Below are 26,903 nucleotides of genomic sequence, written 5' to 3'. Positions count from 1 at the left end.
ATCAAGCCAGCGGCAAGCGCTCGTTGGCCCGGGACAGCGCGTCATGCAATTCAACGACAGGCGCCACCTGCGGATGGATGGCCCGATTGCCCACTACCTCGACGAACCGGCACGCTGCATGGCCGCGCGACGCGTACTGGTAATCGTCGATCCAATGCCTGCGCTCCGCGAGTTCGGCGTGGCTGGCATCCCATACGGCGTAGCGCGGCTTGATGTGCCGGCCCATGCCCACCCGCCACGGTTTTGGCGTGAGCCGCGCGCGGAAGCAATGCTGCAGCCGGCACATCCGGGCGTAGATGGTGTCAACCCCCAGGGCGGTGAAGCACTCGCCGACGCTGGCATCGTCAGCGGCGAAGGTAGCGTGCGTGGCCAACAGCCGCATGCCCGCGGGGGTGCGGTAGGTGCGCAGGCCCCAGGTGGGATTGCGGGCAATGAACGTGGCAATGCGACGGCGTGTGCGCGCCTCGTGGCCACCGGCCATGCCCACGAGAGCGCGGTGGATCGCCTTGGCCAGGGAATAGCCGAGGATCAGTGCCGCCACGCCGGCAACCAGACCTACCGCGAAGGATTGCCGCCAAACTCCCAGCGTCACGGCCGTCGCCACCAGCACCAGAAGCGTGCCCTTGACCAATGCTGCGGGCGGCGCGTCGCTGAAATCGATATCGGCGAACAGGACGTCTGGGGAGTTGAGGCACAGTGCGCCATAGCCGTTGCGGGTGATGACGGCCTCGCCGTGACGCTCGACGATCTCCTCGCGGATCGGCAGGCCCTCGGCCCCGTTGTATGCCACCCGGTGCTCGCGCCGGATCAGCGACTCACCGGCGAGGATGCGATCCATCGCCTCGCGCACGCGCGCATCGGCATGCGCCTGCGCGGCCTGCAGGCTGTCGTCCGACCAGCCAAAGCGACGCACCGTGACGGACTTGCCGCGCGCGCGGTGCTGCAACCGGGCCTCGGCCCAGTATTGCGGAACGATCATCGGCACCCCTTGCCTCCATGCACCGCGCTACTTGGCCCGCGCGAAGGGCAGGCCCTTCATCAGGAAATTCGACGCATTGGCGCACGCCTCGGGCTGGTCGTCGCAGGCAATGGACAGCACGACCGTGGGCTGGGTCCCGTCGTAGGTCAAACGATAACGTGCCGCCAGGTTGGGGGAGCGTCCCTTGTACAGGAACAACCAGTACTCGGGAACGGCACCGTCGCCGTGGCGGAAGAACTGGCTCTGGATGCCCGGATACGGCGGTTTGATGACCTTCTTGATCGGGACGCCGATCGCCTGGACGGCAGCGTCGGCTGAGCCGAACTCTGGCATGGGTTCCAGCCGGTACTGCGGGCGTTTGTGGCTCTTGGGCCAGCTCAGCTCGGCATAGGGGATGGCCTGATCGGGACTCATGCCAAACGACACCGGCAGTTCGACCGTTCCCGCCACGGCCTTCGCGCGTGCCACCGGGTCCAGGACCCACTGCGTCGTGGCAGTGACCGCAGCGTCATCCAATTGCTTCTGGCCGCTACTCTGCTTGACGACGACATGCTTCACCTTGCCGCAGGCATCAATGTCCAATGCAAGCAGCACGGTGCCGCCCTTGCCCCGGCGCATCATGTCTATCGGATATACCGGCGCATGCTTGACCGGCGGCGGGCAGGCCTCGCGAGCAACCGCTTCAACCGGCGGCGTCTGGGCACCAACCGGCAACAGGATGCTGGCGAGAGCCGTGGCACACGCAAAACCCAATCCCCACTTCCCCATGGCTTGCTCCTTGGCGTCTCTAGGCCTCGATCCATCGGCGCACCGCAGCCGCTGCGGTGCGCGTCGGGACAAAACCTACCATGCCAACCTGGGGCGCACGCGGCTTACAGCATCGGCAGTTTCAGCCCCTGCTCCTTCGCGCACTGCTTGGCGATCTCGTAACCCGCATCGGCATGGCGCATCACGCCGGTGCCAGGGTCATTCCACAGCACGCGGGCGAGGCGCTTGTCGGCGGCTTCGCTGCCATCGCACACGATCACCACGCCGCTGTGCTGGCTGTAGCCCATGCCCACGCCGCCACCGTGGTGCAGCGACACCCACGTCGCGCCACCGGCCACGTTGAGCATGGCGTTGAGCAGCGGCCAGTCGGACACGGCGTCGGAGCCGTCCATCATCGATTCGGTTTCGCGGTTGGGCGAGGCCACCGAGCCGCTGTCGAGGTGGTCGCGGCCGATCACCACCGGCGCCTTGAGCTCACCGTTGCGCACCATCTCGTTGAACGCCAGGCCCAGGCGGTGACGATCGCCCAGCCCGACCCAGCAGATGCGCGCCGGCAGGCCCTGGAAGCTGATGCGCTCGCGCGCCATGTCCAGCCACTTGTGCAGGTGCGGGTCGTTGGGGATTAACTCCTTCACCTTGGCATCGGTCTTGGCGATGTCCTCCGGGTCACCGCTCAGCGCCACCCAGCGGAACGGACCCACGCCGCGGCAGAACAGCGGACGCACGTACGCCGGCACGAAACCCGGGAAGTCGAACGCATCTTTGCAGCCCATGTCGAAGGCCATCTGGCGGATGTTGTTGCCGTAGTCGAAGGTGGGCACGCCCATGTCCTCGAAGTGCAGCATCGCCTCCACGTGCACCCGCATGGAGTGCTTGGCGGCCTCGACCACTTCCTGCGGCTCGGTCTTCTGCTTGTCCAGCCACTGCTCCAGCGTCCAGCCGGTCGGCAGGTAGCCGTGCAGCGGGTCGTGCGCACTGGTCTGGTCGGTGACCGCATCCGGACGCACGCCGCGGCGCACCAGCTCCGGCAGGATCTCGGCGGCATTGCCCAGCAGCGCGATCGACTTGGCCTCGCCGGCGGCGGTGTACTTCTCGATGCGCGCCAGCGCGTCGTCCAGGTCGGTGGCCTGCTCGTCCACGTACCGGGTGCGCAGGCGCATGTCGATGCTGCTCTGGCGGCATTCGATGGCCAGCATGCACGCGCCGGCCATGGTCGCGGCCAGCGGCTGCGCGCCGCCCATGCCGCCCAGGCCCGCGGTCAGGATCCACTTGCCGGTGAGGTCGCCGCCGTAGTGCTGGCGCCCCATCTCCACGAACGTCTCGTAGGTGCCCTGCACGATGCCCTGGCTGCCGATGTAGATCCACGAGCCGGCCGTCATCTGGCCGTACATCATCAGGCCCTTCTTATCGAGCTCGTTGAAGTGCTCCCAGGTGGCCCAGTGCGGCACCAGGTTGGAGTTGGCGATCAGCACGCGCGGCGCGTCCGGGTGCGTGGGGAACACGCCCACCGGCTTGCCCGACTGCACCAGCAGGGTCTCGTTGTCCTCCAGTTCGCGCAGCGACTTGAGGATGGCGTCGTAGCTTTCCCAGTCGCGCGCGGCGCGGCCGATGCCGCCGTACACCACCAGTTCGGCGGGGTTCTCGGCCACGTCCGGGTCGAGGTTGTTCTGGATCATGCGGTAGGCGGCTTCGCTCAGCCACGACTTGCAGGACTTCTCGGCGCCACGCGGGGCGCGGATGGTGCGGGACGGATCGCGACGGGTGGACATTGGGGGCCATTCCTGCGGCTGCGGTGATGGCTGAATTATTGCCCCCAGCCCACCAATGCGACAGCGCATGGCACCGCGCAAACGCGCTTATGGCAACGAATCGGCTGTCTTTCCGCCGGACGGCGCGGAATTGTCTACGCTGTATACAATCGACGTCGGTTTGTCGCCGCTGCCAGATCCTCCATGCCCGCCCCACTGACCACCGCAGACCGCCTGCTGCGTGCCGCCCGCGCTTTGTTCGAACGCGAGGGCGCGGAGGCGGTGAGCATGCGTCGGGTGGCGGCCAAGGCCGGCGTGACGCCGATGGCGATCTACCGCCACTTCGAAAGCCGTGATGCACTGCTGTGGCGGATCTGTGACGACAGCTTCGAGGAGATCACGCGGCACTGGCAGGCACGGGCGCAAGGCGGCGACGCGCTGCAACGCGTGCTGGCCACGCAGCGCATCTATCTGGATTTCGCGCTGGCACACCCGCACCTGTTCGACTACGCCTTCGGCATCCAGCGCGGGCAGGCGCGGCGCTTCCCCGAGGACTTCCGCGAACGGCGTTCGCCCACGCTTACCGTGGTGGCCGACGCGGTCGAAGACGCGATGCAGGCCGGGGCGCTGCGCCGCGACGACGCATGGGACGTGGCAATGACCCTGTGGGCACACACCCACGGGCTGGTGGCGCTGTTTCGCGCCGGGCGATTCAGCCTGGGCGAACGCGAGTTCCGCGACTTCTACGACGCCTCGCTGCAGCGACTGTTGTGTGGCCTGCAGCCCTGACGGGGATCAGTGCACCGCCGGGTCCAGCGTGCGCAGCGCGTCGGCGATGTTGATCTGCCCGGTGCGGTCGAGGTCCTCGCGGGTGTAGGCACGGCCCGACATGGCGTTGCAGCGCTTCTGGCCCTTGGCATTCTGGCGAGCGACGATCCGCGAGCCGGTTTCACGCAGGCAATAGCGGTCGGACAGGGGCTCCTGCGTCGCGTCGGCCACCTGGGTTGCAGTTGCCGCGGCGGGCTCCGCGGGAGTGGCCTGGGCAAAAGCGGCCGGAACCACACCGGCCAGCAGGGCAGTCAGCAACAGGCGTTTCATGGCGGCACCTCCAACGTGGGGTCGGCGGTCCGCGCCGCCCCTTCCGATCTAGGTATACGCCTGTCGGCGGACCTCGGCACGTGCCGACGGCATGGGCATTCAAGCAGCCGTCAGCCCTCCGGGCCGCGGGGACAGGCTGGGCGGTGAATCAAGGCCCCCTGGTCTTGGACCAAAGTCCAAGGGCGCGGGGCAGCCGGCTGCAACAAAGGGCTGGCTTACTATCGCCCCATGCCTTGTCGCACCCGTTTTGCCGCCCTTGCGGCCGTCCTCGCGCTCTGCGTCAGTGCCTGTGCCACCTCCGCGCGGGCGCCTTCCGCCACCGTTGGTGACCCGACCGCCGCCACGGCCGCGCGCAATGAGCCCGCACCGCTGCTGCTGGTCTCGATCGACGGCTTCCGCGCGGACTACCTCGACCGCGGTTACGCCCCGCACCTGGCCCGCTGGGCTGCCGAAGGCGTGCGCGCGCAGTGGATGACCCCGTCCTACCCGTCGCTGACCTTCCCCAACCACTACACGATGGTTACCGGGCTGCGGCCGGACCGCCACGGCATCGTCCACAACACCATGTGGGACGACGAACTGGGCGGTTTCGCCCTGTCGCGGCGAGAGGCCGTCGGCAACGCCGCCTGGTGGCAGGGCGAGCCGATCTGGGTGGGCGCGGAAAAGGCGGGGCTGCGCACCGCCACCATGTTCTGGCCGGGCAGCGAGGCGCCGATCCAGGGCGTCCGCCCGGGCCGCTGGCAGCCTTATGACGCCGCCGTGACCAACGAAGCCCGCGTGGACACGGTGCTGGGGTGGCTGTCCGAACCCGCGACCACGCGCCCGCATCTGGCCACGTTGTACTTCGACCGGTTGGACAAGGCCGGCCACGATCATGGACCGGACTCGCCGGAGGCGCGTCAGGCGCTGCGTGACATCGACGCGGCACTGGGTCGCCTGCGCGAGGGGCTCGCTGACCGCGGCCTGCTCGACCGGGTCAACGTAGTGGTGGTTTCAGACCACGGCATGGCGCCGCTGCCGCCCAGCCAGCTCCTCGACGCCGAATCCATGGTCGGGCCCGACGACGCGCGCCTGGTGGCTTCCGGCGAGTCCGTGGGCTTCGAACCGCTGCCCGGACGGCGCGAGGCCGCCGAGGCCCAATTGCTGGGGCGGCACCCGCACTACGAATGCTGGCGCAAGCAGGCACTGCCCGCGCGTTGGCACTACGGCCGGCACCCGCGCGTGCCGTCGATCGTGTGCCAGATGGACGAGGGTTGGGCGGCGCAGCCGCGCGCGCTGGCCGTGAAGCGCAGGCAGATGGGCACGCGTGGCGCCCACGGTTTCGACCCCGCCCTGCCTTCGATGCGCGCCGTGTTCGTGGCGCGTGGCCCGGCGTTCGCCCGGGGCCGCGTGCTTAGGCCGGTGGAGAACGTGGACGTGTACCCGCTGCTGGCGCGGCTGCTGGGCATTCCCCCGGCGCACCACGAGGGCCGCGCGGACACCTTCAACGCGGTGCTGGTAACGGAATAACCCGCCGCTCAGTCGGCCAGCAGTTCCGCCATCGTCGCCCGGTAGCGCGCTTCGATGGCGTCGCGCTGCACGTGGCGCCCGTCGGCCACCACGCGGCGCCCACCCACCCAAGTCTCACGCACCAGGTTGCGATTGCCGCTGAACAGCCAGCGGTCGATGGCGTCGCCATCGGTGGCACCCGCGAATGCCGGGGCATCGGTGTCCAGCACCAGCAGGTCGGCAAGGCGGTCGTCGTCCAGCAGGCCCACGGCGTGTCCGGTGGCGTCGGTTGCGCTGGCCATTACGCCATGCATCAGGGTCTCGCCGACGCTGGTCGAAGCGGCTCCCACCGCGATGTTGCGGCGGCGGGTCACAAGGCGCTGGCCGTATTCCAGCCAGCGCAGTTCTTCCACCGGCGACACCGAGACGTGCGAATCCGAACCGACGCCCCAGCGACCGCCGGCATCCAGGTAATCGCGCAGGGGGAACAGGCCGTCGCCGAGGTTGCCCTCGGTGGTGGTGCAGATGGCCACCGTGGCGCCGCTGCGCGCCACGTCCTGCACTTCCCCGGCATCCAGGTGGGTGGCGTGCACCAGCGTCCAACGGGAGTCGACCGTCGCATGGTCCAGCAGCCAGCGAACCGGGCGGGCGCCACGCACGGCCATGCATTCGTCCACTTCGACGGTCTGCTCGGCGATGTGGATATGGATGCGGCTGTCGCGCGGCAACGCGGCCAGCACCTCGCGCATGGCGTCAGGTTGCACCGCGCGCAGGCTGTGCAGGGCGCACCCCACGCGCAGCGTATCGCTTTCGTCCGCGCGCAGGATGTCCAGCAGGCGCAGGTACGCCTCCACGTCGTGGCCGAAGCGGCGCTGCCGCTCGGACAACGGACGTGCATCGAACCCCCCCGTCATGTACAGCACCGGCAGCAACGTCAGCCGGATGCCGGTCTCGCGCGCGGCGGCGACCAGCGCACGCGACATCGCGGCAGGATCGGCATAGGGCTGGCCATCCGGCGCGTGGTGCAGGTAGTGGAATTCGCAGGCGGTGGTGTAGCCAGCCTCCAGCATCTCGGCGTACAGCTGCGCGGCCACGGAATGCAGGCGCTCGGGGGTGAAGCGCGCGGCGAAGCGGTACATGGTCTCGCGCCAGGTCCAGAACGAATCGGCCGGATCGGTCTGGCGCTCCGCCATTCCCGCCATCGCGCGCTGGAAGGCGTGCGAGTGGAGGTTGGCAATGCCGGGGACGACCCTTGTCGCGGGTGCCCGGCCATCCCCCGCAGCACCGGCCAATGCCGGGCGCAGGCGCCCACCCGTTTCCGCCGCCAATGCCCGCGGCGCGCTCCAACCTGCCGCCGTCCATACCTTTGCTTTGGGAATCATCTGCATGGTGCGGATTGTCGCCGCTGCGACCTTGCTTGGCGACGCCTGTTGCCAGCGGGCAGCCGAAACTCCGGCGAGCATTGATGTCCGAATCCGGCGAGTCGGTGACCTCGCCCGGTGCTAGCCTGCATGCATGTCCCACGCCCCGCCCGTTGCCGCAGCCGGTTCCGCCCTCCCCTCGCCACAGGTCTGCGAGCAGGCGCGACTGAGCCGCGATGCGCGCTTTGACGGCTTGTTCTTCACCGCCGTGTCCAGCACGGGCATCTACTGCCGGCCGGTGTGCCCGGCGCCTGCGCCGAAGCGCGAGAACGTCAGCTACTACCCCAGCGCCGCCGCGGCCGAGGCCGCAGGTTACCGCCCCTGCCTGCGCTGCCGGCCGGAGCTGTCGCCGGGAGACGGCACCTGGCGGCGCGGTGATGCGGTCGTCGCACGCGCGCTCAAACTGATCGATGAGGGCGCGCTGGTGGAACAGCCGCTGGCGGTACTGGCCGAACGGGTCAACCTGGGCGAGCGGCAACTGCGGCGGCTGTTCGTCGAGCGCCTGGGCGCGGCGCCCATCGGCGTGCACGGCACGCGCCGGCTGCTGTTCGCCAAGCAGCTGCTGACCGAAACCGACCTGCCGATCACCGACGTGGCCATGGCCGCAGGATTCGGCAGCCTGCGCCGCTTCAACACCACGTTCCGCGAGGCGTACCGCATGGCCCCGCGCGACCTGCGCAAGCGCCCCGTCGCGCGCGCTGAAGACACACTGACACTGCGACTGGGTTACCGCCCCCCATACGACTTCGGCGCGATGCTCGACTTCCTTCGGGGGCGTGCCTTGCCGGGGGTGGAGTACGTCGATGCGCATGCGTACTCGCGCGTGGTCGCCACCGGCGCGGCGCCGGGGTGGGTGCGCGTGGGTGCATGGCCGGGGGACGAGCACGCGCTCAAGCTGGAACTGCACGGCGTTCCGGCGGCCGCGCTGCTGGACACGGTCAACCGCATCCGTCGCATGTTCGACGTCGACGCCGACCCACGCGCAATCGCCGACGCACTCGGCACCAGTCCCCGCCTGCGTCCGTTGCTGGCCCAACAGCCGGGCCTGCGGCTGCCCAGCGGCTGGGACGGCTTCGAAATCGCGGTGCGCGCCATCCTCGGCCAACAGGTCAGCGTGGCCGCCGCTCGCACGCTGGCCACCCGGCTGGCCCACCGCTACGGCCAACCGTTGCCCACGCCTTTGGGCGAAGGACTGGATGGCCAGTTCCCGACACCGGAGGCGCTGGCCGATGCGGATCTGGCCAGCATCGGACTCACCCGCAGTCGCGCCGACACCGTGCGCGGCGTGGCCCGGGCGCTGCTCGATGGCCGCGCCGACTTCCGTGCCGAACGCACCCTGGAAGACTTCGTCGCTCGCTGGGTGGCACTGCCCGGGATCGGCCCGTGGACGGCGCACTACATCGCCATGCGCGCACTGGGCCATCCCGACGCGTTCCCGACCGACGACCTGGTGTTGCGCCAGCAGGCAGGCGGCGAAGGCGACACGGTCACCGGCAAGGCGTTGGCCGCCCTTGCCGAACAGTGGCGGCCTTGGCGCGCCTACGCCGTGATCCACCTGTGGCGCGACGCGGCCCTGAAGGCGGACGCGCGCAGACCTGTTCAGCCCAGCCGCTCCCCCCGCCACGCACCCACCGCCCCTGCCGCACGCATCTCTCCGACCGGAGCCAAGTCATGATCCGATACGACACCATCGACAGCCCCGTCGGCCCGCTCCTGCTCGCTGCGGACGACGGCGGCCTGCACGCCATCGAGTTCCACGAGTCGCGGCATCGCGTGCGCCGTGGCGCGGACTGGCAGGAAGGGGACCACCCGATCCTGCGCGAGACCGCCCGCCAGCTCGCCGAATACTTCGCGGGCGCGCGCCGCGTCTTCGACCTGCCGTTGGCGCCACGCGGCACCGCGTTCCAGTGCGACGTGTGGACGACGCTGGCGACCATCCCCTTCGGCGAGACGATCAGCTACGCACAACTGGCCAGCCGCGTGGGCAAGCCGACCGCGATGCGGGCGGTGGGCGCGGCCAACGGCCGCAATCCGCTGCCGATCGTGCTGCCCTGCCACCGGGTGATCGGCGCGGACGGCAGCCTCACCGGCTTTGGCGGCGGGCTGCCGACCAAGCGCTTCCTGCTGCAACTGGAAGGCGCGCTGCCGCGCGAGGACCTGTTCGCGCCGGCCGCTTAGAATGCGCGGATGACCGATACCCCGATGCCTTCCTGGGATGGCCTGATCCTGGGCGCCGCGCTTGCCACGCTGGACAGCGATGCCGGCTACGGCGAAATCACCGACGGTGCACTGGGCTGGCGCGATGGCGTGCTCACCTTCGTCGGCCCGCGCGGCGCGTTGCCCGACCGCCCGGAACGCCTTGCCCGTGAGGTGATCGAGGCCCGTGGCTGGATCACGCCCGGCCTGGTCGACTGCCACACCCACCTGGTGTTCGCGGGCGACCGCGCGCGCGAGTTTGAATTGCGCCTGCAGGGCGCCAGCTATGAGGCCATTGCCCGCGCCGGCGGCGGCATCCTGTCCACCGTGCGCGCCACGCGGGAGGCCAGCGAGGACGAACTGCTGCGGCAGTCGCTGCCCCGCGCCGGCGCGCTGCTGGCCGATGGCGCCACCACGCTCGAGATCAAGTCCGGCTACGGCCTGGACTTCGACAACGAGCGCAAGATGCTGCGCGTGGCCCACCGCGTGGGCGAGGCGCTGGGCGTCACCGTGCGCACCACCTACCTCGCCGCGCACGCACTGCCCCCGGAATACCAGGGCCGTGCCGATGACTACATCGATGCCGCCTGCGACTGGCTGCCGCGCCTGCATGCCGAAGGCCTGGTCGATGCGGTCGACGCCTTCTGCGAGGGCATCGGCTTCACCCCGGCGCAGACCCGACGCATGTTCGAGGCGGCGCGCGCGCTGGGCCTGCCGGTCAAGCTGCATGCCGACCAGTTGAGCGACCTGGGCGGCGCCGCGTTGGCCGCGGAGTTCTCCGGGCTCTCGGCCGACCACGTGGAGCACACCAGCGAGGACTCAGTGCGCGCGATGGCGGCGCACGGCACCGTCGCGGTGTTGTTGCCTGGCGCCTTCCACGTGCTGCGCGAGACGAAGCTGCCGCCGTTGGAGGCATTCCGCGCCCACGGCGTGCCGATGGCCGTGGCCACCGATTGCAACCCGGGCACTTCACCGCTGCTGTCGATGCGCCAGGCCATGCAACTCGCCTGCACGCACTTCCGCCTTACGCCGGAGGAGGCCCTGCGCGGCGCCACCGTGCACGCCGCACAAGCGATGGGCTTGGCCAACCGCGGGGTGTTGCGCGTGGGCGCGCGCGCTGACTTCGCGCAGTGGCAGGTGGGGCATCCGGCCGAGCTGTGCTACTGGCTGGGTGGCCGCCTCGCGGCAGCCGTGTACGCGGGGGGCCGGCGCGTCACCTGAGGCCTCCAGAAGCCGCCCACAAAAAAGCCCCGCATGGCGGGGCTTTTCGTTACGCCGCGAGGCGCTTACTCCTTGGAGGCAGCCTTCTTGGCCACGACCTTCTTGGCCGGAGCCTTGGCCACGGTCTTGGTCGCCTTCTTCGCGACCGGCGAAGCGGCGCTGCCGGTCGCCTTGGTCACGGCCTTGGCCGCACGGGCGTTGCCGTAGCTGGAGTTGTAGCGCTTGCCCTTGGCGGTCTTGCGGTCGCCCTTACCCATGGTCGTGCTCCTGAACTAGTACAGATAAACAATGGAAATAGATGCCGCGCCCGGACGTCCTGCCCGGTCACCGGCACCGAATCGGGATCGCGGCGGTCGCGCGCGAGGCCGCAAAGCCTAGCACAAGCGGGCCATTGGCCGCCTCAATGCGCGCACTGGGCGTCGTGCACGTGCCCGTGGTTCAGCCGCAGGTTGGCCAGGTGCGCCAGCCCCACCAGCGTGCCGCCCAGCGTCATCGCCACCGCATGTGGCACCAGCGAATGATGCAACGGGGCGTACAGCACGCCTGTCCATAGTACGACCAGCCCAGGCGCCAGCAACGAGATCGCACGGATGGCGTGGTGCCGGCGGTAGCCCCAGACGATGCTGAAAAGCCCCAGCAGCGTGGCAAACACCACGAACGCCATCTCGAAGGCGTCGCTGTTGAGGCTGGCCAGACCCATCGACGGCAGCAGGGCGATGACCACCGGAATCAGCGCACAGTGCGCCGCGCACACCAGCGAACCCATGGCGCCGAGGCGGTCCAGCAGACGTCGAGTGGGGTGAACGGGCATGTCCGTGACTTCCGGGAGGGTGAATCCACAATTGCAATACTATAACATTCTGGCCATCTGGTCACATGGAACGCTACCGCCCGCATGAACCGCCTTCGCTTGCCCGCCCGCCTGCCGCTGGCCATCGCCCTCGCCCTGGCCCTGCCAGCGGTCAACGCCGCCCAGCCGCCGCAAACCCAGGCTGAGCACGAGCATGAACACGACGCCGTCGACCTGGACGCGGTGGTGGTGAAGGCCAACCCGCTGGCCGGCACCGCCGAGGACCTCACCCGCCCGGTCGAGGTGCTGACGGGGGAGAAGCTGGACGAAGCCAAGGCCAACTCGCTGGGCGAAACCGTCAACAAGCTGCCGGGCGTGCAGTCGTCCTACTTCGGTCCTGGCGTGGGCCGCCCGATCATCCGCGGCTTCGATGGCGCGCGCGTGCAGGTGGTCAGTGACGGCCTGGGCAGCGGCGACGTGTCCACGGTCAGCGTGGACCACGCGGTCAGCATTGAGCCGTTCCTGGCTGACCAGATCGAAGTACTCAAGGGCCCCGCCACCCTGTTGTACGGCAGCGGCGCGATCGGCGGGGCGGTCAACGTGATCGACGGCCGCGTCCCCGTGGCCGCCACCGCGCAGCCGCTGCAGGGTCGCGCCGAATTCCGCACCGGCAGCGTCAACGATGAGAAGACTGGCATGGTGCGCCTGGACGGCACCTCCGCCTCCGGCCACCTGGTCTTCCACTTCGATGCACTGCACCGCGAGACCGGCGATTACGACATTCCCGGCCACGCGGAAAGCGCCCGGCTGATGGCCGAACACGGCGAAGTGCCGGATCCCAGCGAAGAGGGAACGATGCCCAACAGCTTCGTGCGCACCGACAGTGGTGCGCTGGGCATGTCGTGGGTGGGCGATCGTGGCTTCGTGGGCGTGGGCTACAGCCTGTTCAACTCCCGGTACGGCATTCCGGGCGGCGGCCACGGCCATGAAGAAGAAGCGCCCGTCGGGGAGGAGGAGCCCGACGCCCACGGCGATGGCGTGTCGATCAACATGGACCAGCGCCGCACCGAGTTGCGCGCCGGCCTGAATGAGGTCGGCGTGTTCCAGTCGCTGCGCGCCAAGGTGGCCCGCACCGAATACACCCACACCGAATTCGAAGGCGAGGCGGTCGGTACCGTCTTCGACAACGACAGCACCGAGGCCCGCTTCGAGCTGGTCCACCAGCCGCTCGCCGGCTGGAACGGTGCCTTGGGCCTGCAATGGGCGCAGCGCGAGTTTGTCGCGGTCGGCGATGAAGCGTTCGTGCCGGGCTCCACCTCGCGCGATGCCGGCCTGTTCTGGATTGGCCAGCGCGACGTCGGCCCGCTCAAGCTGGAAGTCGGCGCCCGCCACGACCGCAGCCGCGTGGACGTGGACGATGCCGTGGCGATCGGCCCTGACCGGGAGTTCGACACCACCAGCCTGTCCGCTGGCCTCAAGTGGGAACCCATCGACCCGATCCACGTGATGTTCGGCCTCGATCGCGCGCAGCGCGCGCCCAGTGCCGAGGAGCTCTACTCCAACGGCCTGCACGTGGCCACCGCCAGCCTCGAGACGGGCTCGCCGACGCTGGACGTGGAAACCGCCAACCGCGCGGAACTGGGCATCCACTGGCACCAGGGCCCGTTCAAGGCCAGCGCCTCGGTGTACCACGTGCGCTTCGACGACTACATCTACCTCGCGGACACGGGTCTGGTGGAGCACGACGTTCCGGTTCGCCTGTGGACGCAGGGCGATGCCCGTTTCAACGGCGCCGAAGCCGAAGTGAGCTGGGCGTTTGCCGACAACGCCAGCGGGCAGTGGGACCTGCGCATGTTCGGCGACGTGGTCCGCGCCAAGCTGGCCGGCGACGGCACCGGCGCGGTGGCTTTCACCCTGGCACACGAAGGTGAAATCGAAGAGTTGGTGGCTGAACTGCCGCACGAGGGCAACCTGCCCCGCATTGCTCCGTCGCGTGTGGGCGCCGAATTGCGCTGGGAGTTGGGCCAGTGGCGCGCATCACTGGGCGCGGTGCGCTACGCCAAACAGGATCGCGTGGCCGCGCATGAGCTGCCCACCGACGGCTACACGCTGGTCGATGCACATGTGGCGTGGCACCTGGACACCGCGGCCGGCAACGGGCTGGAACTTTTCATCGACGGCAGCAACCTTCTCGACGAGGAAGCCCGTCCACACACCTCGTTCCTGAAGGAAATGGCACCGCTGCCGGGCCGCGGGGTGGTGGTGGGCGTACGGGCGTTCTTCTGACGACGCCACCGCTCTCGCCCGGGGACCTCGTGCTGGTCCCGGGCAAGGGTTGGAGGACCGGAGGCACACGAGGGTCCTTGCGTTCTAGACTGGGGTCAACCTGCAGAAGGACCCGGCCATGAGCGACCAGATCCGTCGACTTGCGCAATCGTTACTCGAGCACGGCCGCCACGACCTCACTGCCATCGAGCGCGGAGTGCTTGAGCGACTCTCCCGTCGCCCGCCCCTGTCCCGCGACCCGCATGCCGACTACGAACAGAAGCTGACCTTCGGCCAACGGCTTGCCGACCGGATCGCGAAGTTCGGCGGCTCGTGGGGTTTCATCATCCTGTTCATGCTGGTGCTGGTGGCTTGGGTGGTGATGAATACGGTGGTGCTGCTGCGCCACCCGTTCGACCCCTACCCCTTCATCTTCCTCAACCTGATCCTCTCGATGCTGGCGGCAGTGCAGGCGCCGGTCATCATGATGTCGCAGAACCGGCAGGCAGAAAAAGACCGCGTCACCGCCGCGCATGACTACGAGGTCAACCTGAAGGCGGAGCTGGAAATCATGTCGCTCCACGAGAAGCTGGATCGAATGCGCGATGAGCAACTGGCGGCAATGATGGCTGAGCAACAACGCCAGCTGGCGCTGATAGAACGGTTGCTGCAGGAGCGCGAAACGCGCGGCTAGCGCGGCGCGCCGGCACGATCGCGGCGGACGCACCGCTGGCAAACCCCGCCGTCCCGCGACCGCCACGCATACGTCGTGGATCAGTCGGTGGGCTTGCTGGCGGCGGCGCACTGGGCGCACGTGCCATGCACTTCCAGCGTCTGGCTGCGTGGTGTGAAACCCAATGCCCGCGCCCGGGTATCGAGCGTCTGCACGATGCGCTCGTCCTCCAGTTCCGTCGCGCTCTGGCACTGGTCGCAGATCAGGAACGGCACCGCGTGCGCGGGCGCCCCCGGATGGTGGCAGGCGACGAAGGCGTTGATCGAGGCGAGCTTGTGGATGAAGCCGTGTTCGAGGAGGAAGTCGAGCGCGCGGTACACCGTCGGCGGCGCCGCCGCGTCGTGGGTCTGCTTCATCAGGTCGAGCAGGTCGTACGCCTTCATCGGCCGACCAGAGTCGGCAATCAGGCGTAGTGCGCTGGCCCGCAGCGGCGTGAGCCGCAGCCCGCGCGCCCCGCACGCCCGTTCCACCTCGGCCACGAAGGCATTGCCGTCGTGGACGTGGTGTTTCGGGTCGGTGCAGGCGTGGGCGTGGCTCATGCCCTTGATTTAGGCGCTCGCCGGCAGCTTTGCAAGCGCGGCATCGATGCGCTTCACCGCCTCGGCCTGGCCCGCCAGGTACACGGTGTGCGAGATGTCCGGGCTGACCTGGGTGCCGGTGATGGCCACGCGCATCGGCTGCGCCACCTTGCCCATGCCCAGCCCGCAAGCTTCCGCGGTTTCGTGCAGCGCGGCGGACACCGCCTCGGCGGTCCACGCCGACAGCGCGGCCAGGCGCGTACGCGCATCGGCCAGGGGCGCCTGTGCGGCGGCGGTGAGGTGCTTGGCCACGGCTGCCTCGTCGTACTCGGTCAGCGGCTGGAACCACACCGCGGCGCGCTCGGCCATGTCCTTCAGCGTCTGCACGCGGTCACGCAGCGCGACGACGATGTCGGCCGGCTGGGGGCCATGCGCGAGGTCATAGCCCTGCGCCTTGAGGTGCCATTCCAGGTGCTTGGCCACGGCGCCGGGTTCGTCGGCCTTGAGGTACTGCTGGTTGAGCCAGCCCAGTTTGGCCGGGTCCAGGCGCGACGCCTTCGAGTTGACGTCCTTCAGGTCGAACAGGCGGGTCATCTCCTCGATGGAGAAGACTTCCTGATCGCCATGCGACCAGCCCAACCGCACCAGGTAGTTGAGCAGCGCATGCGGCAGGTAACCCATGTCGCGGTATTGCATGACGTCAGCAGCACCGGTGCGCTTGGACAGCTTGGCGCCTTCCGGGTCCAGGATCATCGGCAGGTGCGCGAAATGCGGCACTGGTGCACCCAGCGCTTCGTACAGGTTGATCTGGCGCGGGGTGTTGTTGATGTGGTCGTCGCCACGCACGACGTCGGTGATCTGCATGTCGAGATCGTCCACGACGACGGCGAAGTTGTAGGTCGGGTAGCCGTCCGGGCGGAAGATCACCAGGTCGTCGAGTTCGCTGTTGGCGATCTCGATGCGACCCTTCACCTTGTCGTCCCATGCCACCACGCCATCGAGCGGATTCTTGAAGCGGATGACGCGGTTCGGGTCGTCGCGGTACGGCGCATTCTGCTCGCGGTAGGCGCCGTTGTAACGGGGCTTGTCGCCCTTGGCCATTGCGGCCTCGCGCATCGCGTCCAGTTCGTCCTTGGACTCGTAGGCGTAGTAGGCCTTGCCGTCGGCGATCAGCTGCTCGGCCACTTCCTTGTAACGCGAGATGCGGTGGGTCTGGTAGATCGGGCCTTCGTCGTAGTCCAGGCCCAGCCAATCCATCGCCAGCAGGATGGCGTCGATGGCCTCCTGGGTGCTGCGCTCGCGGTCGGTGTCCTCGATGCGCAGGATGAACTGGCCGCCGCGGCGGCGCGCTTCCAGCCAGCAGTACAGCGCGGTGCGCGCGCCGCCGATGTGCAGGTATCCGGTGGGGCTGGGGGCGAAGCGGGTGCGGCAAGTCATGCGGGGGTGGCTCGGGCGGAAAGTGGGCATTTTACCGGACGTTCCCGATGCGTTCTTTGATCAGAATGACGAGCTTCGCGCAAGACGCGGCTGGTGGCAGCTTTTACAATTGGCGAATGACGACCTTGTTCATATCCGACCTGCACCTGGACGCCGAGCGTCCGGCCGTCACCGAGCTGTTCCTGCGCTTCCTGCGCGAGGAGGCAGTGCGGGCCGACGCGCTGTACATCCTGGGCGACCTGTTCGAGGCCTGGGTGGGCGATGACGATCCGTCCGAGGTCGGTGCCGCGGTGGCAGAGGGGACGCGCGCGGTGCGCGATGCCGGCGTGCCGGTCTACTTCATGCGCGGCAACCGTGATTTCCTGCTGGGCGCGGACTATGCACGCCGCGCCGGGATGACGCTGCTGCCCGACCCGGCGGTGGTGGTGCTGTACGGCAAGCCGACGCTACTGATGCACGGGGACCTGCTGTGCTCCGATGACACGGCCTACCAGGCGTTCCGCGCACAGACCCGCAATCCCGACTGGCAGCGGCAGTTCCTTTCCCAGCCGCTGGCGGCGCGCCTCGCATTCGCGCAGCAGGCTCGTGCCGCGAGCAAGGCCCACCAGGCCGGCATGCAGGGGCAGATGGAGACGATCACCGACGTGGCGCCGGCCACGGTGGATGGCACGCTGGCGCGCTACGGGGTGGAGACGTTGATCCATGGCCACACCCACCGCCCAGCCGTCCATGCCCTCGACGTCGGCGGACGGGCCTGTCGTCGCATCGTGCTGGGCGACTGGTACGACCAGGGCTCGGTGCTGCGGGTGGATGCCGGCGGGATGGATCTGGCGGCGCTGGGCTGATCCTGCGCTTGGCCGCCCGTTGGAATCGCGGCCCTATGCCAGCGGGATTCAGAGACCCCGGCGCGCGCAGCCGGTAAGCGTCTGTTCGCCGTACTTGAACGTGGCGGTGAACTCGAACGGCTCGCCGGACATCGTGTCCTGGCACGGCACGCCCTGGATATCCAGGGTGAAGGCCCGTCCCTCGTCATGACCGGTGAAGTACACGCCCTTCGCATGCGCCGTGCGCTGCGCCTGCATCACCCTACCGGGTTGCAGTTCCGGCGTGGCATACGTCAATGAACCGCCTTCGACCTGCACCGACCAGAACGGCTCATTGCCGCGCGCGGTGAACGTGGCGATCGCCTCGCCCGTGCCCGGCGTGACCATGGGGCCGGCGGCACCCTGCGGCACCACCTCGGGAACGGGCTGGGTTTGCCTGGCGGCCTCAGTACTTGCGGCAGCGCCCGCCGGAACGGCGGCTTTGTCTTGCGTTCCGGAGGGCGGGCGCTGGCACCCTGCAATCAGCAACGCGGCGCAGGCCACGCACACCGTGGTCAAAGCAGATTGACGTGACATGAGCGTGCTCCTGCGTTGGGGCGATGCCGCATCTTATGCCCGTCGGCGGCGGATCCCCAATGCACGGATCGCCGACGTGCCCGCGACGTCAGCCGGCGTACTGGCTTAGTGCGGCCAGCTCGTCCTCGTCAAAACCCGCAGCGCTGCGCGCCTCGATGTTGAACGGCCCATGCAGCACCGCGCGCGCGTATTCGCCCAGCAACGCCCGGAACGTGCTGCGCGGCTCCACGCCGGTGCGCTCGCAATACCAGCGGAACCAGCGCGAACCCGCGGCGACATGGCCCACTTCCTCACGCAGGATCACTTCAAGGATGGCCACCGTCGCGTCGTCACCCATCGACCGGAGTTTCACGATCATTCCCGGCGTCACGTCCAGCCCGCGCGCCTCCAGCACGCGCGGCACCAGCGCCATTCGCGCCAGCCCATCGTGTGCGGTTTTTTCCGCCATTTCCCACAAACCGTTGTGGGCGTCGAAGTCGCCGTAGTCGTGGCCCAGCTGCTGCAGCCGCGCGCGCAACAGTTCGAAGTGCCGCGCCTCGTCGCGTGCCACCCCTACCCAATCGGCGTAGAACTCCCGTGGCAAGCCACGGAAGCGGTACACCGCATCCCACGCCAGGTCGATGGCGTTGAACTCGATATGCGCGATGGCATGCACGAACGCCGCCCGCCCCTCCGGCGTGCCCAGCCCACGCTTCGGCAGATCGCGCAGATGCACCAGCAACGGCCGCTCCGGCCGCCCCGGCATGCGGATCGGCTCCGGTGCAGGTGCAACGTCCGGAATCGCCAACTCACCGCGATCGAACGCCCCGGCCGCCGCAAACGTGGCCGCCACCTTCTCCCCGGGAGAGGCGGCGTCCAGGCATGCGCGTGCGGCGTCAAACAGATTCAAGCCGAGCGCCGAACCTTCTTCGCCTCATCCGACCGCATCTGCTTGATGCGCTCGAAATACCCTTCCTCGATCCCGGTCACGTACTCACCGTTGAAGCAGGACGAGTCAAAACTCTCGATCCGGTGCTTCGGCCCCGACACCGAGGCCTCCAGCGCATCCAGGTCCTGGTAGATCAGCCAGTCGCAGCCCAGCAGCTTCTGCACCTCTTCCTCGGTGCGGTTGTGCGCCACCAGTTCCTCGGCCGACGGCATGTCGATGCCGTAGATGTTGGGATAGCGCACCGGCGGCGCGGCCGAGGCCAGGTACACCTTGCGCGCACCCGCGTCGCGCGCCATCTGCACGATCTGCTGCGACGTGGTGCCGCGCACGATCGAATCGTCCACCAGCAGCACCACGCGGTTGCGGAACTCCAGCGGGATCGGGTTGAGCTTGCGGCGCACCGACTTCGCGCGCTGGCCCTGCCCCGGCATGATGAAGGTGCGGCCCACGTAGCGGTTCTTGATGAAGCCCTCGCGGTACTTCACGCCGATCACGTTGGCGATCTCCAGCGCGGCATCGCGCGAGGTGTCCGGAATCGGGATCACTGTGTCGATGTCGTGGTCGGGCATCAGCCGAAGGATCTTCTCGCCGAGTGCCTGGCCCATGCGCATGCGCGCCTTGTGCACCGACACGTCGTCCATCATCGAGTCCGGGCGCGCGAAGTACACGTATTCGAAGATGCACGGCGCAAACTTGCCCGGCTCCACGCACTGACGGGTATGCAGCTGGCCGTCGGTGGTGATCACCACGCCCTCGCCCGGGCGCACGTCGCGCATGCGCTCGAAGCCGATCAGGTCCAGCGCCACCGACTCGGAGGCAACCGCGTACTCGTCGCGACCGTTGACCACGCGCTTGCCCAGCACCAGCGGGCGGATGCCGTTGGGGTCGCGGAACGCCACCAGGCCAAGGCCCAGCACCGTCAGCACCACCGCATAACCGCCCACGCAGCGCCGGGTCACGCCTTCCACCGCCTTGAATGCGGCCTCGGGCGTCAGCGCGTTCTGTCCGTCCAGTTCGTGGGCGAAGACGTTGAGCAGCACCTCCGAGTCGGACTCGGTGTTGACGTTGCGGCGGTCCTCTTCGAAGACCTCGCGACGCAGTTTGTCGGTGTTGATCAGGTTGCCGTTGTGCGCCAGGGCGATGCCGAACGGCGAGTTCACGTAGAACGGCTGCGCCTCGTCCGAGCCTTCGCTGCCCGCGGTGGGATAGCGGCAGTGGCCGATGCCCATGTGCCCCTGCAGCAGGCCCATGGCGTTCTCGTTGAATACATCGCTGACCAGACCATTGCCCTTGTGCACGCGCAGCTTGCGGCCGTCCGCGGTGGCAATGCCGGCCGCATCCTGGCCGCGGTGCTGCAGCACCGTCAGTCCGTCATAGAGCTGGGCCGCGACGTCGTTCTGGCCGACGATACCGATGATGCCGCACATGGGAAGTAATCCTGCTGATCTGGAATGAGTGCGGACTCAGCCGCCGATTGCGGGCGCCGGCAATGCCGCCGCCTTGTCCTGCGAATCCGGTGCCATCGCACCGACTTCGCCATTGAAATCCACCTGCGCCGCCACCCAGTCGGGTAGCCAGCCCTGTAGCCACTGCGCGCCGGGCACCAGCACCGGCACCACTGGTGAGGCGCGCCATTGCGGTTCGCGCGGTAGCGAGGTCAGCGCCAGCACCAGCACCAGCGCGCAGGCGATGAAACCGCCGCGCACCACGCCCAATGCCAGGCCCAGCGTCCGGTCCATGCCACCCAGGCCGGCCGACTGCACCAGTTTGCGCACCACCCAGCCCACCACGCCCACCACCACCATTACCGCGATGAAGGCCAGCGCGTGGCCGGCGAACAACTCGGTCGCGCCCCGCTCACCGTCGGAGGCGAGCAGCAGCGCAACGTCACCGCCGTAGCGGAATGCCACCCAGCCGCCCAGCAGCCACGCCAGCAGCGACACCACCACGCCGACAAACCCGCGCATCACGCCCAGCAGGGCCGACGCACCGATGATGGCCAGCAATACCCAGTCAACTGCACCCATCCGGTCGCGTGCCTCGAAAGCAGCAGTAACGCGACGTCAGGGATGCGGGCGGACGATGCCGCTCACGCCCAGTTTCGCCGCCACCTGCGCCCGCAGACGGTCGGCGTCGGCACGGTCGGCGACCGGACCCACGCGCACGCGGCTGAGCGTGCCCTTGTCGGTCCGCACGGATTCTACGAAGGCGCTGAAGCCGGCGGCACGCGCGCGGTCGCGCAGGCGCGTCGCTTCCTCGGCATTGCTGAACGCGCCCAGCTGCACGGCGAAGCCAACATTGGAAGCGGCCGGCTTGGGCGTCGGCACCGCCACGGGCGTCGCAGCGGTGGGCTTGGCCGTCGTCGCCGCAGGCTTGGGCGCGGCCTCCGGGAGACGCGCGCTCGCCGCAGGCTTGGCCTCGGCCAGTGCGACGGGCTTGGAGACGGACGCCGACGCCAGCGGGGCCGGCTGCGACACCGACGCGGTGGCCGGCGTGCCTGTGTCAGCCTCGGCATCCAGCACGATCACCTTCGAATCGACGTCGTCGCGCACGTGCGCGGCGCGCAGGCGCGCGGACTCGGCGATGGCCTGGGTGGAATAGGGTCCGATCAGCACGCGGTACAGGGTGCGGCCGCTGGCGGTCTTCACCGGTTCCTGGTAGCCGGGCAACTGGGAAGCGGTCAGGGCCCCCACCACGCGCTCGGCGTCGGCAGCGGTGGCGTAGCTGCCAAAGGTCACGGCATGGCTGCCGCCGGCGGTCGGCGCGGGCATCATCCCGCCCTCGGCCGGTGGCGCGATGGCGGCGTCCGCATCGACGGTGGGCAGCTTGTCCGGGGCGCCTTCCATGCCCAAGGCCCCTCCCGACGGGGTTGCGCCCGGCGTGACCAGCGGCAGCTCCCGGGTTTCGTAATCGCCTTCCGGCGTATCCGGCAGGGTCAGCGGAACGTCCGAGACGCCACTTTCCGGCGCGGGCCCCTTGATCAGCATCGGCAGGAAGATTACCGCGAGGGCGACGAGCACCGCCGCGCCGATCAGTCGCTGTTTCAGGGCAGGTTCCATCGGATCTCGCACGCCACGGGCGGAAATGCCGGGCGAATTATACCCGGGAGCAGACCGCGGGCCGGCCCGCCGGGTGGTGGTTCATTCAGCCGCCAACGCCGCAAGCGCATCCGCGGCGGTATGGAACGAGCCGAATACGAGGATCCGGTCGCCGGCATGGGCCTCGGCACGGGCGGCGGCCAGCGCCTGGCGCACGTCGGCGAATTGCGGCGCCGATGCGGCGGCGGTGTCCGCCAGGCGCGTGGCCAGCGCGCCCACGTCCGTGCCGCGCGGGCCGTGCTCGGCCAGCCCGGCGAGGTACCAGGCGTCCACTTGCCCGGCCAACGCGCCGACGACGCCGACAGCATCCTTGTCGGCGAGGGCGGCGTAGACCGCACGGGTCACCCCCGGCGCCTGCGGCGGCAGGGAAGGCTCGGGAGTCGAGGGCTCCGGATCCAACCACGTCGGAGTGCGCCGCGCCTGCCCCAGCCATGCGGCCAACTCGCCTGCGGCCTGCGGGTTGTGGGCCACGTCCACGACGATCTCCACCCCATCGCGCTCAAACCGTTGCAGCCGTCCCGCCAGCCGCGCGTTGGCGATACCGGCCGCCAGCGCCTGCCGCGACGGAGGCCTGGGCAGGGCGCGCAATGCCGCGATGGCGGTGGCCGCGTTGCGCAATTGCACGGGCGCCGCCAGATGGGGCCGCGGCAGCGTCGCGCTGAAGCCCACCTCGCGCCAGCGCCACGTATCGGCATCCAGCGGCTCGAAGAAGTAGTCGCAACCCGCACGCACGGCGGACGCGCCGATGGCGTAGGCATGACCGAGGACGCTCGACGGGGGCATGTCGTCGCCCAGCACCAGCGGCTTCCACGCCCGCGCGATGCCCGCTTTTTCCGCGCCGATGGCCTCTCGGTCGTCGCCCAGGTAGTCCTGGTGGTCGAGATCGACGGTGGTGATCACGGCCACATCGGGATCAACCACGTTGGTCGCGTCCAGCCGCCCGCCCAACCCCACCTCGAGCACCGCCAGGTCAAGTTTGGCGCGCTGGAACAGCCATAGGGCACACAGCGTGCCGTACTCGAAATAGGTCAGCGCGACGTCGCCGCGCGCGGCCTCCACCGCCTCGAAGCCGGCGACCAGCGACGCGTCATCGGCATCCTCGCCGTTGAGGCGCACGCGCTCGTTGTAGGCCAGCAGGTGCGGCGAGGTGTAGGCGCCGACCTTCCAGCCCGCCGCGCGGGCGATGGACTCGATGAAGGCCACCGTCGAGCCCTTGCCGTTGGTGCCGCCCACCGTGATCACCCGCTTGGCGGGGCGCTTGAGCCCCATGACGGTGGCGACGGCGCGCACGCGGTCCAGCCCCATGTCGATGGACTTGGGATGCTGGCGTTCGATGTGGTCCAGCCAGTCGGCCAGCGTGGTGAGCTTGCTCAAGGTCACGGGCCCACCCTTGGGGGGCGGGATGCAGCGTTGGGGGCGCCTATTGCATCACAACGCCCGGTGGACCGCTTCCCCGAACAGCGCGGTGTGGTGGCTGCAGTCGTTCAGGCGCACCACCTCGAGGTGGTCCACGTCGGGGCCTTCGAGCAGGTTGAGGGTGGTGGGGGCCTGGCGGAAACCCCACAACTGCGCCAGCGGGATGCCGAGGATTTTGCACAGCAGCACGCGGTTGACCGCGTCGTGGGCCACCACCAGCAGCGTGTCATCGTCGCCAAGACCCTCGGTGGCACGGGCGAAGGCCGGCCATGCACGGTCGAGCACGTGCTGCAGCGACTCGCCTTCGGGCATCAGCACCTCGTGCGGGGCTTCGCGCCACAGCCGCAGGCGCTCGGGGTCGGCCTCGCGGATTTCACTGGCCAGCAGGCCTTCCCAGGTGCCGTGGGCGATTTCCATCAGGCCCGGATCCAGGGTCAGCGGCAGGTCGCGCTGGCCCAGCGCCAGCTCGGCGGTATGGCGCGCGCGGCGCAGTGGCGAGGCCACCGCTCGGGTGATGGTCACCTCGCGCAGGCGTTCGCCCAGCGCGCGGGCCTGGCCCTCGCCCACCGGGGAGAGTGGGATGTCTTCCTGGCCCTGGTAGCGGCCCTCGGCGTTCCACGGGGTTTCGCCGTGGCGTGCAAGCAGGATGCGCATGGTGACTCTGGCGTGGGGATGTCGCGGGAGAACGGAGCCTAGCAGACCGCTTCAGGGCTGCAACGGTTGCGGTCGCAACCTTGCCGCCCAAAAAGAAGAACGCCGGCGCGGGGCCGGCGTTCTTCGCACTGCGCTGGTGATGGCGAAGGGTTACTTGCCCTTCGGCGCCACGTTCATTTCCTTCAACAGCGCCGGAGCCGGGAAAACCTCCTGCATGATCCAGCGCATGTAGCGCTGGTCGACGGCGATCATGCGGGTCATGACCGGGTCGAACACCCAGTTGGAGCTGACCGATTCCCAGTTGCCGTCAAACGCCAGGCCGACCAGCTTGCCGTGCGCGTCCAGCACCGGCGAGCCGGAGTTGCCACCGGTAATGTCCAGGTTGGACAGGAAGTTGACCGGCACCGTGCCCAGGCGCTTGTCGGCCAGGCCGCTGTAGCGCTTGGCGGCAATGGCGTCCAACTGCGCCTTCGGCGCGTCGAACGGGTCCACGCCGGTGTCCTTGGCCGGGATCTCTTCCAGCAGGGTGAAGGGCTTCTGCATGCTGCCGTCCAGCTTGGTGTAGCCGGTGACGTTGCCGAAGGTGATGCGCAGGCTGGAGTTGGCGTCCGGGTAGACGAACTCGCCCTTGCTCTTCTTGTAGTCGGCAATCGCCTGCAGGTAGGCAGGGCGCGCCAGCAGGGATTCGCCGGCGCGGGTCTTGGCGGTCTCTTCCAACTGCAGCGCCGTCGGCATCACCGCCACGGCGAACTGGATGGCCGGGTCCTTGCTCGCCTCGAACGTGGCGCGGTCGGCCCCGATCAGCGCCATGCGCTTGTCGGCGTTGCGCAGCTCGCTCTTGGCCAGGCTGTCCAGCGCGCGCTGGATGGCCTTCTCGTCGTTGCCGCCCAGCCACTTGTCCACGGCCGCCACGCGCTGCGACTGCGGCAGCTTCAGGTACTCGCGCAGCCAGTACTGCTGCAGTTCGCGATCCATGTCGGGGTGGTAGCGGCGCTCCATCTGCTTCATGCCGCCTTCCAGCGCCGGCATGTCGCGCTGCTGGTACCCCTGCTCGCGCTCGGCGTCGGGCTTGGCCTTCTCGATGGACAGGCGGTACAGCTGCGACGCAGCACCCAGCACGCCGGTGCTGCGCAGGTTGCCGAACACCAGGTCACGCTCACGGGTGGCGCGGGCGACGTCGCCCAGCTCGACGAGCTTGGCGTGCGCGGCCAGGCCGGCCTTGCCGGCGTCGCCCTGCGCACGCAGCCATGCCAGCACTTCGGCCTCTTCCTTGCGCTTGGTCTCGGCGGCGCCGATGCGCTTGAAGCCCTCGAGCTGGCCTTCGTAGTTCTTCATCGTGTTGTTGAGGCTGGCCAGCGTCGCGGCGTACTTGACCGCGATGTCCGGGTTCTTGGCGCCGGCGGCCTCGATCATCGCGATCGTGTTCTTGTAGTGCTGGCCCACGGTCGGGTAGGTCCAGCCGGCGGTGTCGTCGAATTCGGTGGCCAGCGCGTAGCGCGCGGTGCGGCCCGGGTAGCCGGCGACCATCACGAAGTCGCCCTCGCCGAGCGGCTTGTCGGCGAGCTTCAGCCAGTGCTTGGGCTGGTACGGCACGTTGTCCGGCGAGAACGCGGCCGGCTTGCCGTCCTTGCCCACGTAGGCGCGGTAGAACGAGAAGTCGCCGGTGTGGCGCGGCCACATCCAGTTGTCGACGTCGCCGCCGTACTTGCCCACGCTGCTCGGCGGCGCGTAGGACAGGCGCACGTCCTTGATCTCGAGGTTGCGGAACAGGCGGTAGACGTTGCCGCCGGAGAAGCTGTACACGCGGCAGCGGTAGCCGGCTTCGGCCTCGCACTCGGCCACCAGCTTCTTTTCCAGCGCGTCGGCGGCCTTGGTGCGGGCCAGCGCGTCCGGGGCGGCGGCGATGGTGGCCTTGAACTGGCCGGTGACGTCGGTGATCGCGTCGAGCACGTAGATGCGCGCGTTGGGGCCGGCGGACAGTTCTGCGCCCGGGGTGGCGGCGTAGAAGCCGTCGCGGATCAGGTTCTTCTCCGGGGTGGAGTTGAGCTGGATGGCGCCATACGCGCAGTGGTGGTTGGTCGCAACCAGGCCCTGCGGGGAGACGAAGCCGGCGGTGCAGCCGCCCAGCGAGACGACGGCGCCCAGCGGGTCACCGGTGAGGTCGGACAGCTGCTTGGGGCTCAGCTTGAGGCCGGCCTTCTTCAGCGGGCCGGCGATTTCCGGCAGCTGCTGCGGCACCCACATGCCCTCGCCCGCCACCGCGGTCCCCATTCCGGCCAGCGCGATCGCCGTGGCCAACACCGTATGACGCATGCACGTACTCCCATTGCGAAAATCGAATGGCCGAGTCTAGCGGGGAACGGGGGGCGTTAGCCTGTGACTTCTGGCAGGGGATTGGGCTGAATAGGGTTGGCTGTGGTCGCGGGGAGGGCGCCGGTGTGGAGACCGCGCCGACCCTCCGTCCGCCCAATCCTGCGCGGAGTCGGGCCGCCGGCCATCCATGGCCGGCTCTTGCGCGATCCCCACACCGACGCCCTCCCCCCCCCCAACCGGTGCAGGGGAATGAGGGAAAGCAAAGCAAAGGCAAGGCGCTACATGACGCATGGGCCTGACGGGATCGAAGCGTCGAGCTTCGAGGTCGGCGCTTGGACCTGTTGGGGTCAAAACATCGAGCGTCATGGTCGACCTCTGGAACCCCTCGGGGTCCACGGTTGCACCTGGTGAGGTGGAAGCGTCGGACTTTGA

The 26,903-nt window shown here is 69.0% G+C and carries 25 protein-coding genes; 8 read left to right on the top strand and 17 right to left on the bottom strand.

Going from position 1 to position 26,903, the window contains the following annotated elements; genetic code table 11:
• Window position 1: 1 nt before the first annotated feature.
• From AC3ARF_RS03910 to hutU, 3 genes are all read right to left on the bottom strand, one after another.
• Window positions 2-979 (bottom strand): hypothetical protein, encoded by a 978-nt coding sequence (locus AC3ARF_RS03910; protein WP_498930454.1) that lies wholly within the window; start codon window positions 977-979, stop codon window positions 2-4.
• Window positions 980-1,006: 27 nt separating this feature from the next.
• A complete protein-coding gene (locus AC3ARF_RS03905) occupies window positions 1,007-1,747 on the bottom strand; it encodes an energy transducer TonB (RefSeq protein WP_498930452.1) in 741 nt (246 codons plus the stop codon).
• A 104-nt stretch (window positions 1,748-1,851) separates the two neighbouring features.
• Window positions 1,852-3,516, bottom strand: coding sequence for a urocanate hydratase (gene hutU, locus AC3ARF_RS03900; RefSeq protein WP_498930450.1), 1,665 nt, complete (start codon window positions 3,514-3,516; stop codon window positions 1,852-1,854).
• Window positions 3,517-3,699: 183 nt separating this feature from the next.
• Between hutU and AC3ARF_RS03895 the strand changes: the two genes are divergently transcribed.
• Window positions 3,700-4,284 (top strand): TetR/AcrR family transcriptional regulator, encoded by a 585-nt coding sequence (locus tag AC3ARF_RS03895; protein ID WP_498930448.1) that lies wholly within the window; start codon window positions 3,700-3,702, stop codon window positions 4,282-4,284.
• Window positions 4,285-4,290: 6 nt separating this feature from the next.
• On the opposite strand, the gene AC3ARF_RS03890 is transcribed toward AC3ARF_RS03895, so the two are convergent.
• A complete protein-coding gene (locus tag AC3ARF_RS03890) occupies window positions 4,291-4,593 on the bottom strand; it encodes a hypothetical protein (RefSeq protein WP_498930446.1) in 303 nt (100 codons plus the stop codon).
• 228 nt (window positions 4,594-4,821) lie between these two features.
• On the opposite strand from AC3ARF_RS03890, the gene AC3ARF_RS03885 reads away from it, so the two are divergent.
• Window positions 4,822-6,102 (top strand): alkaline phosphatase family protein, encoded by a 1,281-nt coding sequence (locus tag AC3ARF_RS03885; protein ID WP_498930444.1) that lies wholly within the window; start codon window positions 4,822-4,824, stop codon window positions 6,100-6,102.
• 8 nt (window positions 6,103-6,110) lie between these two features.
• Here the strand turns inward: AC3ARF_RS03885 and AC3ARF_RS03880 are convergent, their stop codons facing one another.
• Window positions 6,111-7,469 (bottom strand): formimidoylglutamate deiminase, encoded by a 1,359-nt coding sequence (locus AC3ARF_RS03880; protein WP_498930443.1) that lies wholly within the window; start codon window positions 7,467-7,469, stop codon window positions 6,111-6,113.
• Window positions 7,470-7,596: 127 nt separating this feature from the next.
• Between AC3ARF_RS03880 and AC3ARF_RS03875 the strand changes: the two genes are divergently transcribed.
• Genes AC3ARF_RS03875 through hutI form a run of 3 tightly spaced genes read left to right on the top strand, consistent with a single transcriptional unit; the run spans window position 7,597 to window position 10,919 of the window.
• A complete protein-coding gene (locus AC3ARF_RS03875) occupies window positions 7,597-9,177 on the top strand; it encodes an AlkA N-terminal domain-containing protein (protein ID WP_498930441.1) in 1,581 nt (526 codons plus the stop codon).
• Window positions 9,174-9,680 carry a methylated-DNA--[protein]-cysteine S-methyltransferase gene (locus AC3ARF_RS03870; protein WP_498930439.1) on the top strand — a complete coding sequence of 169 codons (507 nt, stop codon included), beginning with the start codon at window positions 9,174-9,176 and terminating at the stop codon, window positions 9,678-9,680. Before AC3ARF_RS03875 ends, AC3ARF_RS03870 begins: the two co-directional genes overlap by 4 nt.
• Before the next feature lie 9 nt (window positions 9,681-9,689).
• On the top strand, window positions 9,690-10,919 hold the full coding sequence (gene hutI / locus AC3ARF_RS03865; RefSeq protein WP_498930437.1) for an imidazolonepropionase: 1,230 nt from the start codon (window positions 9,690-9,692) through the stop codon (window positions 10,917-10,919).
• A gap of 65 nt (window positions 10,920-10,984) precedes the next feature.
• Here hutI and AC3ARF_RS03860 read toward each other — a convergent pair whose 3' ends face one another.
• Complete coding sequence (locus tag AC3ARF_RS03860) at window positions 10,985-11,176, bottom strand: 30S ribosomal protein THX (protein ID WP_036137733.1); 192 nt, start codon at window positions 11,174-11,176, stop codon at window positions 10,985-10,987.
• Between the two features lie 143 nt (window positions 11,177-11,319).
• The gene (locus AC3ARF_RS03855) at window positions 11,320-11,730 is read right to left on the bottom strand and encodes a MerC domain-containing protein (protein ID WP_498930435.1); all 411 of its coding nucleotides are present in this window, start codon (window positions 11,728-11,730) and stop codon (window positions 11,320-11,322) included.
• Between the two features lie 84 nt (window positions 11,731-11,814).
• Here AC3ARF_RS03855 and AC3ARF_RS03850 point away from each other — a divergent pair, with 84 nt between their 5' ends.
• The gene (locus AC3ARF_RS03850; RefSeq protein WP_498930433.1) at window positions 11,815-13,995 is read left to right on the top strand and encodes a TonB-dependent receptor; all 2,181 of its coding nucleotides are present in this window, start codon (window positions 11,815-11,817) and stop codon (window positions 13,993-13,995) included.
• 118 nt (window positions 13,996-14,113) lie between these two features.
• Window positions 14,114-14,668 (top strand): DUF1003 domain-containing protein, encoded by a 555-nt coding sequence (locus tag AC3ARF_RS03845; RefSeq protein WP_498930431.1) that lies wholly within the window; start codon window positions 14,114-14,116, stop codon window positions 14,666-14,668.
• 80 nt (window positions 14,669-14,748) lie between these two features.
• Here the strand turns inward: AC3ARF_RS03845 and AC3ARF_RS03840 are convergent, their stop codons facing one another.
• Window positions 14,749-15,246, bottom strand: coding sequence for a transcriptional repressor (locus AC3ARF_RS03840; RefSeq protein WP_498930429.1), 498 nt, complete (start codon window positions 15,244-15,246; stop codon window positions 14,749-14,751).
• A gap of 9 nt (window positions 15,247-15,255) precedes the next feature.
• Window positions 15,256-16,662: a glutamate--tRNA ligase gene (gltX, locus tag AC3ARF_RS03835; protein ID WP_498930428.1), complete on the bottom strand. Its 1,407-nt coding sequence runs from the start codon at window positions 16,660-16,662 to the stop codon at window positions 15,256-15,258.
• Window positions 16,663-16,778: 116 nt separating this feature from the next.
• Between gltX and lpxH the strand changes: the two genes are divergently transcribed.
• Complete coding sequence (gene lpxH, locus AC3ARF_RS03830; protein ID WP_498930426.1) at window positions 16,779-17,507, top strand: UDP-2,3-diacylglucosamine diphosphatase; 729 nt, start codon at window positions 16,779-16,781, stop codon at window positions 17,505-17,507.
• A 48-nt stretch (window positions 17,508-17,555) separates the two neighbouring features.
• Here lpxH and AC3ARF_RS03825 read toward each other — a convergent pair whose 3' ends face one another.
• The 8 genes from AC3ARF_RS03825 to AC3ARF_RS03790 form a co-directional block, all read right to left on the bottom strand.
• Window positions 17,556-18,062, bottom strand: coding sequence for a COG3650 family protein (locus AC3ARF_RS03825; protein ID WP_498930424.1), 507 nt, complete (start codon window positions 18,060-18,062; stop codon window positions 17,556-17,558).
• Between the two features lie 88 nt (window positions 18,063-18,150).
• Window positions 18,151-18,951 carry a ferritin-like domain-containing protein gene (locus AC3ARF_RS03820; protein ID WP_498930422.1) on the bottom strand — a complete coding sequence of 267 codons (801 nt, stop codon included), beginning with the start codon at window positions 18,949-18,951 and terminating at the stop codon, window positions 18,151-18,153.
• A complete protein-coding gene (gene purF / locus AC3ARF_RS03815; protein ID WP_498930420.1) occupies window positions 18,948-20,417 on the bottom strand; it encodes an amidophosphoribosyltransferase in 1,470 nt (489 codons plus the stop codon). The genes AC3ARF_RS03820 and purF overlap by 4 nt, the downstream gene beginning before the upstream one ends.
• Before the next feature lie 36 nt (window positions 20,418-20,453).
• Complete coding sequence (locus tag AC3ARF_RS03810; protein ID WP_498930418.1) at window positions 20,454-21,017, bottom strand: CvpA family protein; 564 nt, start codon at window positions 21,015-21,017, stop codon at window positions 20,454-20,456.
• Between the two features lie 36 nt (window positions 21,018-21,053).
• Window positions 21,054-22,049, bottom strand: coding sequence for an SPOR domain-containing protein (locus AC3ARF_RS03805; RefSeq protein WP_498930417.1), 996 nt, complete (start codon window positions 22,047-22,049; stop codon window positions 21,054-21,056).
• Between the two features lie 81 nt (window positions 22,050-22,130).
• Window positions 22,131-23,393, bottom strand: coding sequence for a bifunctional tetrahydrofolate synthase/dihydrofolate synthase (folC, locus tag AC3ARF_RS03800; protein WP_498931745.1), 1,263 nt, complete (start codon window positions 23,391-23,393; stop codon window positions 22,131-22,133).
• 123 nt (window positions 23,394-23,516) lie between these two features.
• Window positions 23,517-24,158 (bottom strand): histidine phosphatase family protein, encoded by a 642-nt coding sequence (locus AC3ARF_RS03795; protein ID WP_498930415.1) that lies wholly within the window; start codon window positions 24,156-24,158, stop codon window positions 23,517-23,519.
• 150 nt (window positions 24,159-24,308) lie between these two features.
• Window positions 24,309-26,471 carry a S46 family peptidase gene (locus tag AC3ARF_RS03790; RefSeq protein ID WP_498930414.1) on the bottom strand — a complete coding sequence of 721 codons (2,163 nt, stop codon included), beginning with the start codon at window positions 26,469-26,471 and terminating at the stop codon, window positions 24,309-24,311.
• Between the last annotated feature and the right edge of the window lie 432 nt (window positions 26,472-26,903).

The sequence above is a fragment of the Lysobacter sp. KACC 24251 genome (assembly GCF_057747755.1).
Note: the sequence above shows the minus strand (reverse complement) of the source record. Positions and strands in the feature narration are given on the sequence as shown.

Bases quoted from the DNA above. Each gene is read 5' to 3' on its own strand.
- AC3ARF_RS03895 (WP_498930448.1), top strand. From the start codon at position 3,700: ATGCCCGCCCCACTGACCACCGCAGACCGCCTGCTGCGTGCCGCCCGC.
- lpxH (WP_498930426.1), top strand. From the start codon at position 16,779: ATGACGACCTTGTTCATATCCGACCTGCACCTGGACGCCGAGCGTCCG.
- gltX (WP_498930428.1), bottom strand. From the start codon at position 16,662: ATGACTTGCCGCACCCGCTTCGCCCCCAGCCCCACCGGATACCTGCAC.
- AC3ARF_RS03840 (WP_498930429.1), bottom strand. From the start codon at position 15,246: ATGAGCCACGCCCACGCCTGCACCGACCCGAAACACCACGTCCACGAC.
- AC3ARF_RS03885 (WP_498930444.1), top strand. From the start codon at position 4,822: ATGCCTTGTCGCACCCGTTTTGCCGCCCTTGCGGCCGTCCTCGCGCTC.
- AC3ARF_RS03855 (WP_498930435.1), bottom strand. From the start codon at position 11,730: ATGCCCGTTCACCCCACTCGACGTCTGCTGGACCGCCTCGGCGCCATG.
- AC3ARF_RS03795 (WP_498930415.1), bottom strand. From the start codon at position 24,158: ATGCGCATCCTGCTTGCACGCCACGGCGAAACCCCGTGGAACGCCGAG.
- AC3ARF_RS03845 (WP_498930431.1), top strand. From the start codon at position 14,114: ATGAGCGACCAGATCCGTCGACTTGCGCAATCGTTACTCGAGCACGGC.
- AC3ARF_RS03905 (WP_498930452.1), bottom strand. From the start codon at position 1,747: ATGGGGAAGTGGGGATTGGGTTTTGCGTGTGCCACGGCTCTCGCCAGC.
- AC3ARF_RS03810 (WP_498930418.1), bottom strand. From the start codon at position 21,017: ATGGGTGCAGTTGACTGGGTATTGCTGGCCATCATCGGTGCGTCGGCC.
- hutI (WP_498930437.1), top strand. From the start codon at position 9,690: ATGACCGATACCCCGATGCCTTCCTGGGATGGCCTGATCCTGGGCGCC.
- folC (WP_498931745.1), bottom strand. From the start codon at position 23,393: ATGGGGCTGGACCGCGTGCGCGCCGTCGCCACCGTCATGGGGCTCAAG.
- AC3ARF_RS03875 (WP_498930441.1), top strand. From the start codon at position 7,597: ATGTCCCACGCCCCGCCCGTTGCCGCAGCCGGTTCCGCCCTCCCCTCG.
- AC3ARF_RS03825 (WP_498930424.1), bottom strand. From the start codon at position 18,062: ATGTCACGTCAATCTGCTTTGACCACGGTGTGCGTGGCCTGCGCCGCG.
- AC3ARF_RS03910 (WP_498930454.1), bottom strand. From the start codon at position 979: ATGATCGTTCCGCAATACTGGGCCGAGGCCCGGTTGCAGCACCGCGCG.
- AC3ARF_RS03880 (WP_498930443.1), bottom strand. From the start codon at position 7,469: ATGCAGATGATTCCCAAAGCAAAGGTATGGACGGCGGCAGGTTGGAGC.
- AC3ARF_RS03890 (WP_498930446.1), bottom strand. From the start codon at position 4,593: ATGAAACGCCTGTTGCTGACTGCCCTGCTGGCCGGTGTGGTTCCGGCC.
- AC3ARF_RS03805 (WP_498930417.1), bottom strand. From the start codon at position 22,049: ATGGAACCTGCCCTGAAACAGCGACTGATCGGCGCGGCGGTGCTCGTC.
- AC3ARF_RS03860 (WP_036137733.1), bottom strand. From the start codon at position 11,176: ATGGGTAAGGGCGACCGCAAGACCGCCAAGGGCAAGCGCTACAACTCC.
- AC3ARF_RS03870 (WP_498930439.1), top strand. From the start codon at position 9,174: ATGATCCGATACGACACCATCGACAGCCCCGTCGGCCCGCTCCTGCTC.
- hutU (WP_498930450.1), bottom strand. From the start codon at position 3,516: ATGTCCACCCGTCGCGATCCGTCCCGCACCATCCGCGCCCCGCGTGGC.
- AC3ARF_RS03850 (WP_498930433.1), top strand. From the start codon at position 11,815: ATGAACCGCCTTCGCTTGCCCGCCCGCCTGCCGCTGGCCATCGCCCTC.
- purF (WP_498930420.1), bottom strand. From the start codon at position 20,417: ATGTGCGGCATCATCGGTATCGTCGGCCAGAACGACGTCGCGGCCCAG.
- AC3ARF_RS03790 (WP_498930414.1), bottom strand. From the start codon at position 26,471: ATGCGTCATACGGTGTTGGCCACGGCGATCGCGCTGGCCGGAATGGGG.